This window comes from Halostella sp. PRR32, assembly GCF_034808085.1.
GTDB classification, from domain to species: domain Archaea; phylum Halobacteriota; class Halobacteria; order Halobacteriales; family Natronoarchaeaceae; genus Halostella; species Halostella pelagica.
The window spans coordinates 954,182-969,361 of the sequence record NZ_JAXHGL010000001.1; the positions used below are offsets into that span (position 1 = coordinate 954,182).

16 protein-coding genes are annotated in these 15,180 nt (G+C 63.1%); 10 read left to right on the forward strand and 6 right to left on the reverse strand.

Translation table 11 applies throughout. From position 1 onward, the window contains the following. The first annotated feature begins 25 nt into the window (after positions 1-25). The 3 genes from SM753_RS05115 to SM753_RS05125 are packed head-to-tail and all read left to right on the forward strand — an operon-like array spanning position 26 to position 3,184. On the forward strand, positions 26-1,135 hold the full coding sequence (locus SM753_RS05115) for an iron ABC transporter permease (protein ID WP_323190783.1): 1,110 nt from the start codon (positions 26-28) through the stop codon (positions 1,133-1,135). After that, positions 1,135-2,010 carry an ABC transporter ATP-binding protein gene (locus tag SM753_RS05120; RefSeq protein ID WP_323190784.1) on the forward strand — a complete coding sequence of 292 codons (876 nt, stop codon included), beginning with the start codon at positions 1,135-1,137 and terminating at the stop codon, positions 2,008-2,010. Before SM753_RS05115 ends, SM753_RS05120 begins: the two co-directional genes overlap by 1 nt. A 52-nt stretch (positions 2,011-2,062) precedes the next feature. Then, positions 2,063-3,184 carry an ABC transporter substrate-binding protein gene (locus SM753_RS05125; protein WP_323190785.1) on the forward strand — a complete coding sequence of 374 codons (1,122 nt, stop codon included), beginning with the start codon at positions 2,063-2,065 and terminating at the stop codon, positions 3,182-3,184. A gap of 81 nt (positions 3,185-3,265) precedes the next feature. Here the strand turns inward: SM753_RS05125 and SM753_RS05130 are convergent, their stop codons facing one another. Then, positions 3,266-3,409 (reverse strand): hypothetical protein, encoded by a 144-nt coding sequence (locus tag SM753_RS05130; protein ID WP_161972948.1) that lies wholly within the window; start codon positions 3,407-3,409, stop codon positions 3,266-3,268. A gap of 197 nt (positions 3,410-3,606) precedes the next feature. Beyond that, a complete protein-coding gene (gene carA / locus SM753_RS05135; protein ID WP_323190786.1) occupies positions 3,607-4,689 on the reverse strand; it encodes a glutamine-hydrolyzing carbamoyl-phosphate synthase small subunit in 1,083 nt (360 codons plus the stop codon). 105 nt (positions 4,690-4,794) lie between these two features. Here carA and SM753_RS05140 point away from each other — a divergent pair, with 105 nt between their 5' ends. After that, entirely contained in the window at positions 4,795-5,208 is a 414-nt protein-coding gene (locus SM753_RS05140; RefSeq protein ID WP_323190787.1) for an Lrp/AsnC family transcriptional regulator, read from the forward strand. Positions 5,209-5,471: 263 nt separating this feature from the next. On the opposite strand, the gene SM753_RS05145 is transcribed toward SM753_RS05140, so the two are convergent. Beyond that, positions 5,472-6,188: a CehA/McbA family metallohydrolase gene (locus SM753_RS05145; protein ID WP_323190788.1), complete on the reverse strand. Its 717-nt coding sequence runs from the start codon at positions 6,186-6,188 to the stop codon at positions 5,472-5,474. 105 nt (positions 6,189-6,293) lie between these two features. Between SM753_RS05145 and SM753_RS05150 the strand changes: the two genes are divergently transcribed. From SM753_RS05150 to SM753_RS05165, 4 genes are all read left to right on the forward strand, one after another. Next, the gene (locus tag SM753_RS05150) at positions 6,294-7,214 is read left to right on the forward strand and encodes a diacylglycerol kinase family protein (protein ID WP_237561329.1); all 921 of its coding nucleotides are present in this window, start codon (positions 6,294-6,296) and stop codon (positions 7,212-7,214) included. Positions 7,215-7,253: 39 nt separating this feature from the next. After that, entirely contained in the window at positions 7,254-7,823 is a 570-nt protein-coding gene (locus tag SM753_RS05155) for an NUDIX domain-containing protein (protein ID WP_323190789.1), read from the forward strand. Between the two features lie 185 nt (positions 7,824-8,008). Further along, a complete protein-coding gene (locus SM753_RS05160; protein WP_138798045.1) occupies positions 8,009-8,329 on the forward strand; it encodes a hypothetical protein in 321 nt (106 codons plus the stop codon). A gap of 379 nt (positions 8,330-8,708) precedes the next feature. Then, positions 8,709-11,750 carry a hypothetical protein gene (locus SM753_RS05165; RefSeq protein WP_323190790.1) on the forward strand — a complete coding sequence of 1,014 codons (3,042 nt, stop codon included), beginning with the start codon at positions 8,709-8,711 and terminating at the stop codon, positions 11,748-11,750. Positions 11,751-11,756: 6 nt separating this feature from the next. Here SM753_RS05165 and SM753_RS05170 read toward each other — a convergent pair whose 3' ends face one another. Continuing rightward, a complete protein-coding gene (locus tag SM753_RS05170; protein ID WP_323190791.1) occupies positions 11,757-12,062 on the reverse strand; it encodes a hypothetical protein in 306 nt (101 codons plus the stop codon). Further along, complete coding sequence (locus tag SM753_RS05175) at positions 12,052-13,092, reverse strand: zinc-binding dehydrogenase (protein ID WP_323190792.1); 1,041 nt, start codon at positions 13,090-13,092, stop codon at positions 12,052-12,054. The genes SM753_RS05170 and SM753_RS05175 overlap by 11 nt, the downstream gene beginning before the upstream one ends. A gap of 351 nt (positions 13,093-13,443) precedes the next feature. Between SM753_RS05175 and SM753_RS05180 the strand changes: the two genes are divergently transcribed. Together SM753_RS05180 and SM753_RS05185 are read left to right on the forward strand one after the other, a co-directional pair. Then, positions 13,444-14,049: a molybdenum cofactor biosynthesis protein B gene (locus SM753_RS05180; RefSeq protein WP_237561337.1), complete on the forward strand. Its 606-nt coding sequence runs from the start codon at positions 13,444-13,446 to the stop codon at positions 14,047-14,049. A 69-nt stretch (positions 14,050-14,118) separates the two neighbouring features. Next, on the forward strand, positions 14,119-14,715 hold the full coding sequence (locus tag SM753_RS05185; protein WP_323190793.1) for a riboflavin synthase: 597 nt from the start codon (positions 14,119-14,121) through the stop codon (positions 14,713-14,715). Here the strand turns inward: SM753_RS05185 and SM753_RS05190 are convergent, their stop codons facing one another. Next, positions 14,716-15,033, reverse strand: a complete 318-nt coding sequence (locus tag SM753_RS05190; RefSeq protein ID WP_323190794.1) for a cupin domain-containing protein — start codon at positions 15,031-15,033, stop codon at positions 14,716-14,718. It lies immediately after the preceding gene. Positions 15,034-15,180: the final 147 nt, after the last annotated feature.

Here is a 15,180-nt window from a genome sequence, read left to right on the forward strand (position 1 = left end):
TTGGATTAGGGTAACCTAAAACAACATGGGTAGTTCGGAGACGGTCGCGACCCCCACGTCTATCGAGGACCGACGGGGGTGGTTCACTCGGACGCTCGCGCTGTTCTGTCTCGGGTGTACGGCGATCACGGTCGCAAGCGGACTAGCACAGGTGACTTTCGGGGCGTACACGATGGGCGTCAGCGACGCGTGGCGGACGGTGTTCGACCCCGGCGTCGTGTTCAACCTCCGCTTCTGGAACGGGTTCTTGCTCGGGGGCGACCTTCCGGAGATGAGCCCCGAGACCGTCGTCGTCTGGACGTTGCGTCTCCCGCGAGTGTTCGTCGGGATCATCGCCGGCGCGTCGCTGGCGGTCTCCGGAGCGGTGTTTCAGGCGGTGACGCGCAACGAACTTGCCAGTCCCTTCATCCTCGGAGTGAGTTCAGGGGCCGGGTTCGCCGTGCTGGTGACGCTCGTCCTGTTCACCGGGTTGGCCCCGTTCCTCCCGCTCATCGCGGCGGCGGGTGGGGCGGCCGCGTTCCTGCTCGTCTACGCGATCGCCTGGAAGGGCGGGACGAGTCCGGTCCGCCTGGTGCTTGCCGGCGTGGTCGTCAACATGGTGTTCCAGTCGCTCCAGCGCGCGCTGTTTTTCTTCGCCGACGACATCGGCGTCGTCCAGACGGCCATCGCGTGGACCACCGGGTCGCTCACCGGCACGGGTTGGGAGCAGGTCCGGATCGCCATACTGCCGGCGTCGATCGCTATCGTCATTGCGCTGGCGGGTGCCCGGCAGCTGAACGTCCTGTTGCTCGGCGAACAGACGGCGGCCTCGCTCGGGATGCGGGTCGAACGCGTCCGGTTTCTCCTCTCCGGCGTCGCCATCCTTGCGGCGAGCGCCGCCATCGCCGTGGCGGGGATCGTGGGCTTTTTCGGCCTCGTCGTCCCCCACATCGTCCGGAACGTCGTCGGGAGCGACTACCGGCGGCTGATGGTCGGCTGCCTGTTCGCCGGCCCCGCGCTGATGGTGTCCGCTGACGTTGGCGCGCGCCTCGCGCTGGACACCGTCCAGATGCCCGTCGGCGTCGTCACGGGGCTGGTCGGCGGCCCGTACTTCCTCTATCTGATGCGGAAACAGCAGTCAATGGGTGAGCTCTGATGGCACGAAAGAACGCGAACGCGGAACCGGAACGGACTGAGGAGGAGACACGCGTCACCGACGGCGACGGCGCGGTCGTAAAGAGCGCGCTCGTCGGGGACGACCTCGCGCTCAGCTACCCCTCCACCGACGGCACCGTCGTCGACTGCGCTCGCCTCGACATTCCTGAGGGGGCTGTCACGGCGCTCGTGGGACCGAACGGGAGCGGGAAGAGTACGCTACTGAAGGCGCTCTCCGACCGCCTCTCGCCGGACGAGGGGGACGTGCAGGTCCTCGGGGACGACCTCGACTCGTTCGGAAAGAAGGAACTCGCGCGTAAGCTGGGCGTTCTCTCGCAGGAGAACGATTCCTTAGAGAGCATTAGCGTCGAGGACCTGACCTATCACGGCCGTTACCCCTACCGGGGGTTCTTCGACGGCACCACGGTGGAAGACCGGGAAGCGGTCGAGCGCGCGCTCGACCTTGCAGGTATCGACCACCTTCGGGACGCCGAACTCGGACAGCTCAGCGGCGGGCAGAAGCAACTCGCCTGGATCGCCATGGTGCTAGCACAGGAGACTGACGTGCTGTTGCTCGACGAGCCGACCACGTTTCTCGACCTGTATCACCAGTTCCGTGTGTTAGAGACCATCCGCCAGCTAAACGAGCGCGAGGGCGTCACCGTCGCGGTCGTCCTCCACGACATCTCGCAGGCCGCCCGCTTCGCCGACTACCTCGTGGCGATGGACGACGGGGAACTGTACGACTGGGGGCCACCCGAAGAGGTGGTAACCGAGCAGCTACTGGCCGACGTGTTCGGCGTCGAGGCCACAGTCGAATACGAGCCGGAACTGCAGGTGTTGCCCCGGCGAGCGCTCCCCGACGACCGGACGTGACCACCGGGGGATTTCAGAACGCTTAAGAACATTTAGGCCAGCCTAAAAATTGATGACCGACCAACGCAGTTTGACGAGACGGAACGCACTCCGAGCGACTGTCGCCGCCGCCGGGATCGGTTCGGTGGCCGGTTGTATGACGTACGGCGGCACGGACGACGACTCCAGCGACGACGGCGACAACAGCTACTCGGTGACGATGGAACCCGTCGGCACCGTCGAGTTCAACGAGGTCCCGGAGACCTGGGTCGCAAACAACGGGAGCTGGGCGGACATGGGCATCGCGCTCGGCGTCGAACCACCCGAGGGCGTCTGGCTCCCGTCGCGGTATCACACTCAGTACTACGATGATATCCCGGACGTCAGCGTCGACATCGAGGAGATAACGCGGCTGTCCGACGACGGCGTCGACCCGGAGAAGTTCATCGAACTCGACGGCGACGTCCACGTCATCGACCCGAACTTCCTCATGAATCGGTTCAAATCGTGGGAACAGAGCGACATCGACGATATCGAGGAGACCGTCGCCCCCTTCTTCGGCAACAGCATCTTCTCGACGGGGTACGAGTGGCACGAGGACTACCGGTATCTCTCGCTGTACGAGGCGTTCGGGAAGCTCGCGGAAGTGTTCCAGCGAGTCGACCGGTACGAGGCGTTCGTCGACCTCCACGACGAGTTCCAGTCGAGCGTCGAAGAGATCGTCCCGCCCGAAAGCGAGCGTCCCGCGGTCGCGACCATGTGGGCCGGCGGCAACGAGCCCGATGCCTTCTCCCCGTATCTGATCAGCGAGGGGACCAGCTTCAAGCAGTGGCGGGATCTGGGCGTTCGCGATGCCCTGGCCGAGACTGACGTACAGGACTTCCACTCGACTCGCGGCCAAGTCGACTACGAGACGCTGCTCGAAATCGACCCCGACGTGCTCCTGTTCCGCGGTCACGAGGGCCAAACACAGGAGGAGTTCCAGAACACCATCGTCGCGTACATGGAGGACCACAACGTCGCCAGCGAGTTGACCGCCATACAAAACAACGACGTGTACCGCGGCGGTCCGCTGTACCAGGGACCGATCACGAATCTCGTCGTCACCGAGCGCGCCGCGCGGCAGGTGTACGACGTCGACGCGGAACTGTTCGACCCCCAGCGCGTCGCCGACATCGTCGCCGGAGACCTGTAACGTCTCGCGATTCCACTCCGATTCCGAATTCCGACTGTACCGAAAGCGCTGCCGACCGAGAAACCGGTACGTGCGACCGCCTCAGTATGCTTCTGACTGTTCGACCGGCCCCCAGATAACGTACTCCTCGCACTCGGGACAGCGAAGCGGCGGCATCTCGTGGACGCTGCCCGAAAGCTGTCTGTTGTCGACGACAACCCCGCAGTTCGCGCACTGTTTCGCCATACGCGATCAGTGCGTACGGGCCGGGTTAATCCGACCACATCGTTGCACTCTGTTCCGTCCGTTTCAGGCAGAACGACCGTCTGGGAACGGCCATATGTAAGGATGGAACCGCAAGAAAATCCGCAAGCACCTTCACCGCCGGAGCGTGTTCGAATCGCCGGAGCAGCGACGGGAAACCGCTGTGAGCGCAGACTACGTCAGTCGTCGGCGGGCGCGGCCTCGATGTGGTGATTGGTCATCGCCAGCACGTCGTCGAAGAAGTCGAGGGAGTCGTTGGGTCCCGGGTTCGCCTCGGGGTGGTACTGGCGCGTGATTACGTCCAGTTCGTCGCTGTCTAAGCCCTCCGGCGTGTCGTCGTTGACGTTTCTCTGCGTCACTTCGAGGACATCGCCGGGGTCGCCCACCGTGTAGCCGTGGTTCTGCGTGGTCATTACCACGCGGTTGGTCTCCAGGTCGCGAACCGGCTGGTTGACGCCGCGGTGTCCGAAGTCCATCTTCTCGGTGGTGCCGCCGAGCGCGCGGGCGACGACCTGCTGACCGAGGCAGATGCCGGCGAGGGGCACCTCGCCGACGAACGCGTCGACGAGTTCCTCGGCGGCTTCGAAGTTCGCAGGATCACCGGGGCCGTTCGAAATGAACAGGAGGTCGGGGTCGACAGCCTCGACGTCCGCCTCGGTCGCGTCGTAGGGGAGTACGTGAACGGTGGCACCGCGAGCAACCAGCGAGTCGACGATAGAACCCTTCGCGCCGCAGTCGACCAGTGCGACGTCCGTTCCGGCGTACTCGCCGTCGGCGTCGCCCTCGTGAACGGTCGCGTTCGCGACGCTGACCTGCGCGCCGATGTCTTTGTGTTCGCTCATCCCGCGACAGGATTCTAGTTCGGCGAGCGCGTCCGCTTCGGTGACGTCCTCGCCGACGGCGATACCGCATTTCATCGCACCGCCCTCGCGGATGTCGGTCACCAGGTCTCGCGTATCGATGTGGTCGACGGAGGGAACGTCCTCCTCGGTCAGCCACTCCGCGACGTCATCGGTGAGTTCGCGGGCGACGACAGCACGCGGGTGGACACGGTCGGATTCGAAGCGGTCCTCTCGCACACCGTAGTTGCCGATCAGGGGGTAGGAGAAGGTGAGCACCTGCTCCTCGTAGGACGGGTCGGTGAGGCTCTCCTCGTATCCCGTGTACGCTGTCGTGAAAACCAGTTCGCCGCGGGTAGTCCCCGGGGAACGGCCGCGTGCCTCGACCACGCGACCACCTTCGAGCGCTACGTAGGCGTTCATCGTTACGAAGTGCGTACAGGTCCGGGCGTCATAAACCTTGCTTTCGAAGCTATGTTACGAATTTCGTAATCGTCAAGTGAGGGGACACGGTACGTACACATCTCAATGGACAGCCTGGACCAGAAGATACTGAACGTGCTTCGACGCGACGCGCGAACGCCGTACACCGAGATCGCGAACGAGGTCGGAACGTCGGAAGGGACGGTCCGCAACCGCGTCGAACGGATGACCGAAGAGGGAGTCATCGAGCGGTTTACGGTCGCCACCCGGACGGGCAACGTGAAGGCGATGATCGAGGTCAGCGTCGCCGTGGACGTGGACACGACGGCCGTTTCGGAACGGATCGCCGAGTGGGAGGAAGTCGATTTCGTCTGGCAGGTCAGCGGCGAGGAAGACGTCGTTCTCATCGTCGACGCCTCCGACACGCAGGGCGTGAACGAACTGATCACGCAGGCCCGCGAACTGGAGGAAGTCGTCAACACGAAGACGCGGCTGATACTGAATGAGAAACGGGGGTGAGGCCGGTAGAAGTCCTGGCCGGGGCTGTTCACGAAGATTCAGTATGGGTGTCGCCTCTCGAACCTTGATCGGGACGTTTCCCGTGTTTGGTGGGGGCCTTTATTGCGCTTTGCCGGGGGATATATCTATGCCGGATTTCGGCAATCCTGCTGGTTTCGACATCTCAACGGTCCTGAGCGGTGCCGTACTCGTCGTACTCGGCGTCGTCTTCGGACTCGTTCTGGTCGTGAACGGCTACCGATAGCTCGCGCCCTCGCACGTCGTCACGGCTGGTTTTCCTGTTCGCCGGGCGGCGCGCCGACGCCGGGGGTCAGCCACTCGGGCTTGTCGAGGTAGCCTTTCCACTCGTGGATCTTCCGGTAGGCCGGCCTGAGGAGTCCGTTCGGGAACCCGTGGCCGACCTGCGCCTCGATTCTCCCGTCCCGGATGGCCGCCACGACGCTTTCCGGGGTGAGTTCCGTGGTGTCGACGGTCGTGAAGGCCCGGCCGACCTCGAACGGGTAGTGCGCGTCGCTGCCGCCGGTCATCGGGAGGTCGTGCCCTCTGGCGAGATGCTCGACCCACGGTCGCGTTCTCGGGTGCTTGCCGTTGATTTCGATGGCGTCGAACGGCGCGTCGACGTCCCGAACCGTGCTGTTCCGGTAGGGGTGCGCGATGATCGCCGCACAGTCGCGTTCGTGGGCTAAATCGACGGTTTCACGGGGAGTGAGCGTCTCCGGACGCGTCTCTTTCGGCGGGTCGGGACCGATAACGAGAACGTGTCCCCGAGTCGTCGTGACCTCGATTCCGGGGATGACCACGAAGTCGTCCGGCGTCTCGAACTGTCGATAGTAGTCGTGATTGGTCGTGGCGAGGCCGTGGAGGCCGCGGCGCTTGGCCGCCCAGACCAACATCCGAAACCCGATCGGATCGTAGAACTCGCCGAGGCGCGGTCGACCGTGGAAAAACCGCGTATGGGAGTGAAGGTCGATAGCGAACACGCTAGCCGTACGACCGCGGTAGCCTTAACTGTCGGTTGGTCCGCTCTCCGGCAGCCCCCGGTCCATTTGCACGTCGACCACGTACGTCCGGTCGAGGGGATCGGAGTGAGTGACACAGAAGCGGCCGACGAACGACGCGTGCTCGTGATGAATCCACAGAGCGGTAGCGCCGACCACGGCCCGGAAATCCACGGCCGGGCCGCCGACCACGGGTTCGACGTGCGGGAGACGGAGGGTGAAGGAGACGCCGCCGATCTGGCGGCCGAGGCGGCCGAGGCGGGAGCCGATGTCATCGCTGCGGCCGGCGGGGACGGGACGCTGAACGAGGTGGTCCGCGGCATCGACCGGGCCGACGCTTTCGAGGACGTGACGTTCTGCGCCGTTCCCGCGGGCACCGGCAACAACTTCGCGGGGAACGTCGGCGTGACGAGCATCGCCGACGCGTTCGACGTGATAGAACGTGGTGAGGAGCGCGTGATCGACCTCGGACGAGCGAACGACGAGCCGTTCATCAACTCCTGTGTCGGCGGCCTCACGGCCGACGCCAGCGTCAACACCAGTTCGGAACTGAAAGAGCGGATCGGCGTCGTCGCGTACGTCGTCAGCACGCTACGAACGCTGCCGGAGTTCGACGCCGTCCCGCTGCAGGTCCAGACGAGCGACGAGATCGCCGAACCCTGGAGCGGCGAGGCGCTGATCGTCTTCGTGGGGAACTGTCGTCGCCCGATGCGAGACGGCCGAACGCAGGCGAACGTCGAGGACGGCCTGTTCGAAGTGACCGTCATCGAGGACGAACCGGCGATAGACCTGGTCGGGGACGCTGTCGGACGGCGGCTGTTCGGCGGCGACGCCGTCGACATCGTTCAGCGCCATACGCCCGAACTGACGATCACGACCGACGCCGACGAGTCGATAAATTACAGCCTCGACGGGGAAATGATCTCGGCGGCCGACCTCCATCTCGTCACGGAACGCCGCCGTCTCAAAACCAGAGTGGGCGAAACGTACGACCCTAACCCGGACTGATCCGAAGACTGTTTGACCCACCCAGACAATCTGTCTGCCATGAGTGCCAACGAGGGGACTGCGGACGAGGCAGTCCACGAGAACGCCGGACAGGATGTCATCGGCGTCGACGCGGACGACAACGAGCAAGGACTGGTTAACAGATTAGCGGCCCACACGGGAGACGGTATCCGCCACCGCGCGTTCACCGCTCTCGTCTTCGACGAGGAGGGACGGATCCTGCTGGCACAGCGGAGTCCGGACAAGCGTCTATGGGACACCCACTGGGACGGTACCGTCGCTTCGCATCCGGTCGAGGGCCAGACGCAGAAAGAGGCGACGCGCCAGCGCCTCGAAGAGGAACTCGGGATCACGCCGGACCAGTACGACGAATTACGTCTGACCGATAAGTTCGAGTACAAGCGATACTACGAGAACGCCGGCGTCGAACACGAGGTCTGTGCGGTCCTTCAGGTAACACTCAGCGACACGACTCTCGACCCCAACGAAGAGGAGGTCGCCGGCCTCATGTGGGTCCCCTACGAGCGCCTTCACCGGAACCCCCAGTGGTATCGACAGCTCCGTCTCTGCCCCTGGTTCCAGATCGCGATGCGCAGGGACGTAGAGTGACTGAAGGGAACTGATCGACTGGTTTCGGTATTACCTTGTAACCATACATTCGTATTAATCAAACGAACTAAAACGCCTGTCCAGTCTGAAAAAACTCAAATTACTTTGGAATAGTAAGACCTCAATGACAGGTTTAATAGTCCGCCGGCCCGTAGGAGAACGTAGGGAACCATCCCTGATAACCAATGAGTACGACCACGCCGGACACTGGCGCAGAACCGCTCGATCTGACGCGGGCGGAGCGGTGGGTCCTTCACGACGTGATGCTCCGCGAACTCGAAGCGGCGGCAGAAGCAGAGGAATCGCCGCCGTGGTGGGCTCACGCCGTCCTCGAACAGGTCGAAGCGAACGACCTGGCACTGACGTGCTTCGAAGCCTGGCGGATCAAGCGGGCGCTCGAAACGTACGTCAAAGATGCGCCCGAACGGGACCTCGAGCCGACGGCATCCGTTATCGACCAACTGGACGCCGCGTACGAAGCGCCGCCGGCCACGGTTCTGGGGTGACGAACATCCGATTTTCTCGGGTTACAGCGTACACGCCTCGCCTGTGACCCTCTTTTAGGCGACAGGACCTCCTCACGACAGGTAGGAACGCTAATCGTTCGTTTTTCCACGGTTCGGTACGTCTCATCGGCCGAGTAACACCGAATTACCGGGTTCTGACGGCCGTATACGCTGTTACCGATGGTCCGAACTGCACCGTTCAGCGGTCGACCACGCCGACGACACCGGACGGATCGAACTACTGTCAGTGTTACGTCGCAGTTTATCTCCGCGGTCGATCTAAACGTTCGACGGCGTTTATTTTCGTCGTCGTGGACCGTTTCAAGCGCGCATGAGACGAAAAACAACCAAATTCAGTGCCGTTTTTGTAGCCGTCTTGATGGTCCTATCGACGGGGGTAGCAACCGCTGCCGCCGCACCGACAGCCCAAGACGAGTCGCCGAACGTATCGATACAAGATCAGACAACGGCGGGAGATTCGATCCAGATCGAGTCCGCATACGTCCCGGAGGGGGGCTTCGTCGTCCTCCACGAGGGGTCAGTGGACGGTGAGGTCATCGGTGTCTCCGAGTTCCGGCCCGCCGGCGAGCACAACGACTTCCAGATCCAGCTAAACCAGTCGATAGAATCGGACACGACCGTGGTCGCGGTGCTTCACCGGGACACGAACGTTAACCGCGTGTTCGATGGAGTCGACGCGTCGACGGACGACGCGTACACTACCAACGGCGAGGTAGTCACCTCGACGGCAGGCGTAACGGTCGAAACGGAGGAAGACGGAGCTATCGAGGATGAAGAGACCGGGGAAGGGAACGACACGGAAGCCGTAACCGAGTTCGAATCGACTGCCAACGTCACGTTCGAGAACCAGAGTTCTGAGGGGACGAGCGTGGTGATCGATTCGGTCAACAGCACGAACGGGACGTTCGTCGCCATCCACGACGCTACCCTGCTGGAAGGGAACGTCATCGGCAGCGTCATCGGCGTCTCCGAGTTCCTCCCCGCCGGCGAACACGAGAACGTGACGGTCGAACTGTTCGACGTGCCCGGTGCGGAGTTCGAAGATACGGAGCTGACGGAGAGCCAGACGCTCATCGCGATGCCGCATCAGGACACGGACGACAACCGGAACTACGACTTCGTCGCCTCGAACGGCAGTGAAGACGGCCCGTACGTCAACGAAACCGGTGTACCCGTCACTGACGACGGGTTCGTTCTGATCGAGGTGCCCGGTGAAGACAACGTGACGGAGGACAACGTCACCGAGAACGTGACGGAGGACAACGTCACCGAGAACGTCACCGAAGACAACGTGACGGACAATGTCACCGAGGACAACGTAACTGAAGCCATCACTGAAGAGAACCGGACGGTCGAGAACGTCACTATCGAGAACCTGACCGTCGAAAACCTCACCGTCGAGAACGTTACGGTCCAGAATCTCACCGTGGAGAACCTCAGTGTCGAAAACTTCGTCGTCATCATCGACCTTGGAGACGGACCGATGAACTTGACGGACAATATCCCTGCGAACTTGTCAGAGAACATTTCCGCGAATCTGACGGATAACATCACCGCAAACCTGACGGACAACGTGACTGAAGACAACGTGACTGACAACGTCACCGAAGACAACGTCACCGAGAACGTCACGGACAATGACAGTGAAGAAGCACCGACTGCGAACGTCACCTTCGACGATCAGATGTCGAACGGGACCGCAGTCAATGTCAACTCGACGAACCTCTCAGACGGGGGTTTCATCGCCATCCACGAGGTGACCGAATCCGACGAGACGACCCCGGCGGACGAGACTGACGACTCAGACGACCGTGACGTCAGTGTCCAACCCGTCGGCGAAGAGGACGACTACGAGATCGGGGCCGTCATCGGTTCCTCGGAGTACCTGACCGCGGGTGCACACGAGAACGTGACGGTCACGCTGAACGAGACGCTTAGCGAGGATCAGCGACTCGTCGCGATGCCGCATCAGGACACGAACGACAACCTCGAGTACGATTTCGTCGCCACGAACGGCAGCGAAGACGGACCGTACACCTACGAGAACGGTACGCCCGTCACGGACGACGGATTGGTGACGATCGAGGACGACGTAGCGGAGGACAACGCCACTGAAGACAACGTCACTGAAGACAACGTTACCGAGGATAACGTCTCCGAGGATAACGTCACCGAAGACAACGTTACCGAGGACGGCGAAGAACAGCAGATAGCTACTGACGACGCCTACATCACCATCGAAGTACCCGGAGCGGACAATGTGACGGAGGACAATGCGACGGAAGACAACGTGACGGAAGACAATGTCACTGACGACAACGTCACCAACGTGACACAGGACAACGTGACGGACAACGTCACCGAGGACAATGTCACGAACATGACCGAGTTCGAACCGAACGCCAACGTCACGTTCGAGAACCAGAGTTCTGAGGGGACGAGCGTGGTGATCGATTCGGTCAACAGCACGAACGGGACGTTCGTCGCCATCCACGACGCAACCCTGTTAGAAGGGAACGTCATCGGCAGCGTCATCGGCGTCTCCGAGTTCCTCCCCGCCGGCGAACACGAGAACGTGACGGTCGAACTGTTCGACGTGCCCGGTGCGGAGTTCGAAGATACGGAGCTGACGGAGAGCCAGACGCTCATCGCGATGGCACACCAGGATACGAACGACAACCTGGTCTACGACTTCGTCACCTCGAACGGTACCGAAGACGGACCCTATCTCGAAGAGACCGGTGAGTTCGTCACCGGCGGTACGAACGAGACGATCAGCAACGAGACGATGGAGAACGCGACGGAAGACAACGTGACTGAGGACAACGTCACTGAAGACAATGTGACGGACGATGTCACGGAGGACAACGCCACTGAGGACAACGTCACCGGTGACGCCGCGGTTGAACTGGAAGCCAACGCGACTGTTCAGTTCGACAACCAGACCACGTCTGGCGAGATAGTCGGCATAGAGTCTGTGAATCTCTCCGAGGGTGGCTTCGTCGCGATCCACAACGAGAGCCTACTAGAGGGGGACGCCATCGGCAGCGTCATCGGCGTCTCCGAGTATCTCGAACCCGGCGAACACAGCGACATCCCGGTCAGACTGTTCAACGTCTCCGGCGCGACGTTCGAGAACACGACGCTCGGCGAGAACGAGACGCTGATCGCGATGCCGCACCTCGACACGAACGAGAACGAGACGTACGACTTCGTCGCCACGAACGGCAGTGAAGACGGTCCGTACATCAACGAAACGGGCGCTCCCATCGTCGACGACGCGATGGTGAGTGTCGAGACGTTCGGAGGAGTGATCGACGACAACGAGACCGACGACAACGAAACCGACGACGAGATTACCGCCAACGAGACGTCAAGCGCCGTTTCGCTGCACGGCTAACGGCCGCTACGACCCGCCGCTTTCTTTTCCGCTGCGTACCGCCGACCAGACCGCAGTCCCGCCGAGTAAAAACGCGGGCAGGAGCGGGAGTACGAGTAGCGCGACCTCCCACGGTAAGGCGGGGGGCCGAACCAGGATGATCGCCGGCACGACCAGAAACGAGACGATGATGACGCCGACCAGCGTCCAGCCACGCCAGTCGAACTCGCGGCCCTGTTCCGGACCGGGTTCGACCGTCGCGGAGTTCGTTCCGACCGCTGCAGCGTCGTCGTCGGGGTCGTGGACGTAGCCGCCCGCGTCGTCAGAGCTCACTGTCTGGTTTTACGACCACTTTGCCAAAGCCCTCACGGTTCTCCAGCATCTCGTGGGCGCGAACCGTCCGGCTCATCGGCAAGACATCGCGGATGCGCGGTTCGAACGTTCCGTCCCAGACGAGTTCGAGGACGTCGTCCGCCTCGCCCGGCGTCGCCATCGTCGACCCGATGACCTGCAACTGGTTCCAGAAGATGCGATTGATGTTCGTCTCCGGCGCGGGACCTGTCGTCGCGCCGCACGTGAGCAGGCGACCGCCCTTGGCGAGACTGGCGAGCGAGTCCGTCCACGTGGCCGCGCCGACGTGGTCGACGACGACGTCGACCCCGCGCTTGCCCGTGAGGTCGCGGATCTCGCTCGCGAAGTCCGCCGTTTCGTAGTTGACGACGTGGTCCGCGCCGCACTCGCGGGCGTATTCGAGTTTCTCGTCGCTGCTGCCGGTCGCGTACACCGTCGCGCCGGCGTGATCGGCGATCTGAACGGCAGCGTGGCCGACGCCGCCGCTGGCACCGAGGACGAGAACGTCCTCGCCCGGCGACACGTCGCCGCGGGAGATGAGCATCCGCCAGGCGGTCTGGAACACGAGCGGCGCGGCCGCGGCCGTCTCCCAGTCGACTCCCTCGGGGACGGGAACGAGATTTCGCTCGGGGATAGCCGCAAACTCGCTGTGAACGCCGGGTTTGTGTTCGCCGATCACGCCGAAGTTCACGCACATCGCGACGTCGCCGTCGCGGCAGTACTCGCACTCGCCGCACCACGTGCCGGCGAGCAGAGCGACGCGGTCGCCGGGTTCGAACCGCGAGACGCCGTCGCCGACAGCGTCGACGACGCCGGCGGCGTCGCTCCCCGGAACGTGGGGCATTTCGAGGTCGATATGGGGGAGGCCGCGGCGCGTCCAAACGTCGAGATGGTTCAACGCGCCGGCTTTCACGTCGACCAGGACCTCGTCGTAAGCCGGGTCCGGGTCCGGGAACTCGCCGTACTCGATGACGTCGGTGTCGCCGTGGCCGGTGAATTTGACCGCCTGCATGGGAACGCCGTCGACCGCCGGAGGCAAAACGCTGCCGCTCGACTCCGCCTACCGCTGGGTCGAATTCGGGCCGCCGTGACTCGGGAGACACTTTAGTGGCGTCCGCTGGAAGTGACGGGTATGGTCGATTTCCAGTCACGCGATACGCGACGGGGGGTGGAGGACGACGAACCCGACGAAGCGGAGACGGACTCCGAGTCCGAAACGGAGGAAGCCGAGAGCGAGACAACTGAAGGCGATGACGAAGTCGAAACCACAGCCGAACCGGACGATGAAGCCGAAACCGGGGTAGACGAAGCTGTCGACGAGTCCTCGGAAGCGTCAGAGAGCCAGAATCACTCAGCGGGTCAGTTGGACGATGGGGGATCCGAAAGCCGCGACGACGAGCAGGCCGACCACGGCGGCGACGGACACGGAGACAATAGCGGCCATCACGCCGGCCACGACCACAGCCACGACCATCACGCCCACGACCTCGACACGCTCGGCGTTGCGGTCGTTACGGTGTCGTCGTCCCGGACGCTCTCTGACGATCCGGCAGGCGACACCATCACTGCGGCGATGGAGGCGGACGACGACGAGGTGGTGACGCGGGAACTGATCCCTGACGAGTACGACAGAATCGAAGGAACGCTCGACAATCTCGTCGGTCGGGGTGATGTCGACGTGATCGTCACGAGCGGAGGTACCGGAGTCACGCCCGACGACGTCACGATAGAAGCGGCAAAACGGCTGTTCGACAAGGAACTCCCCGGGTTCGGCGAGCTGTTTCGACTGTTGTCCTACGACGAGATCGGGACGAGAGTCGTCGGCACGCGGGCGACCGCGGGTATCGTCAACGGCGTTCCGGTCTTCTGTCTCCCGGGGAGCGAGAACGCCGCCCGTCTCGGTGCCGAAACGATCATCTCGGAGGAGGCGGATCACCTCGCGGGGCTGGCGAAGCGTCCGGAAAAGTAATAACATATACGTGACGCAAAACAGGATTGGAAAGATTCTTCTCGTCGGCGTGGGAGGGTCCGGACGACGATGTACACCGGAGTGGTGGAGACGACAGGCGTACTGCGATCGATCGACCGTACCGACGGGGGTTGTCGGCTACGTGTAGCGACGGACACAGCCGACCTCGACGCGGAAGACAGCGTCGGCATCGATGGCGTCTGTCTGACCGCCGAACGGGTCGGAGACGGGTGGTTCGAGGCGTTTTGCTCGCGGGAGACCGTGACTCGAACGTACCTCGCCGACCGCTCCGCGGGCGACGAGGTCAACGTCGAGCGGCCGGTCGCTCTCGACGACGCCCTCGACGGTCACGTGGTCAGGGGGACGGTCGACACCGTTACACGGGTCGCGGCTATCGAACCGGACGGCGACGGCTGGCGCTACGAGTTCCGGCTTCCGGACGGGTACGAGCAGTATCTCGTCGAGAAGGGCGCGGTGGCGATAGACGGCATCAGTCTCACCGTCGCGGACGTCGGCCGTGAGACGTTCGCCGTCGCCGTGGTGCCGACGACGCGCGAGGTGACCACCCTCTCGGAGAAGTCGGTGGGCGATCCGGTCCACTTCGAGGCGGACCTGCTCGCGAAGTACGTCGAGCGACAGCGGACCGTCGCGGACGGGCCGGCGTAACTACCCCGGCATCGGACAGAGGCTCGCGGTCAGGACCGCCGTCTCATCGCCGTCGTTGCGAGCGCCGTGACCGACGCCCCGCTCGTGGAGGACCACGCCCGGCGCGCTCACCTGCTCTTCCTCGCCGTCTTGCAGGACGGTGACGGTTCCCTCGACGACGTGGAAGACGTTCGTCGAATCGGCGTGTTCGTGCGGGTCGAGCGTCGCGCCCGGGCCGAGGGCGAACGCCTTGACGAGTACGTCGTCTGTCACCGCGACTTCGGCGTCGACAACCTCGCCCTCGTCAGCGTCGAGCTCAGGATACCGATCGAGTGCCATACGATGACGTACCGCCGCCTCGGAGATATATCTGGCCGTTATGCGTCGCGATGATGTTGTTCTGCTTCGGGGCACTGGTGAATCGCTGTAAGGCGACGGGATAGGTCGTCAAATCAAAGGAAGTGAAGCGGGAAATCGCCGATGCCT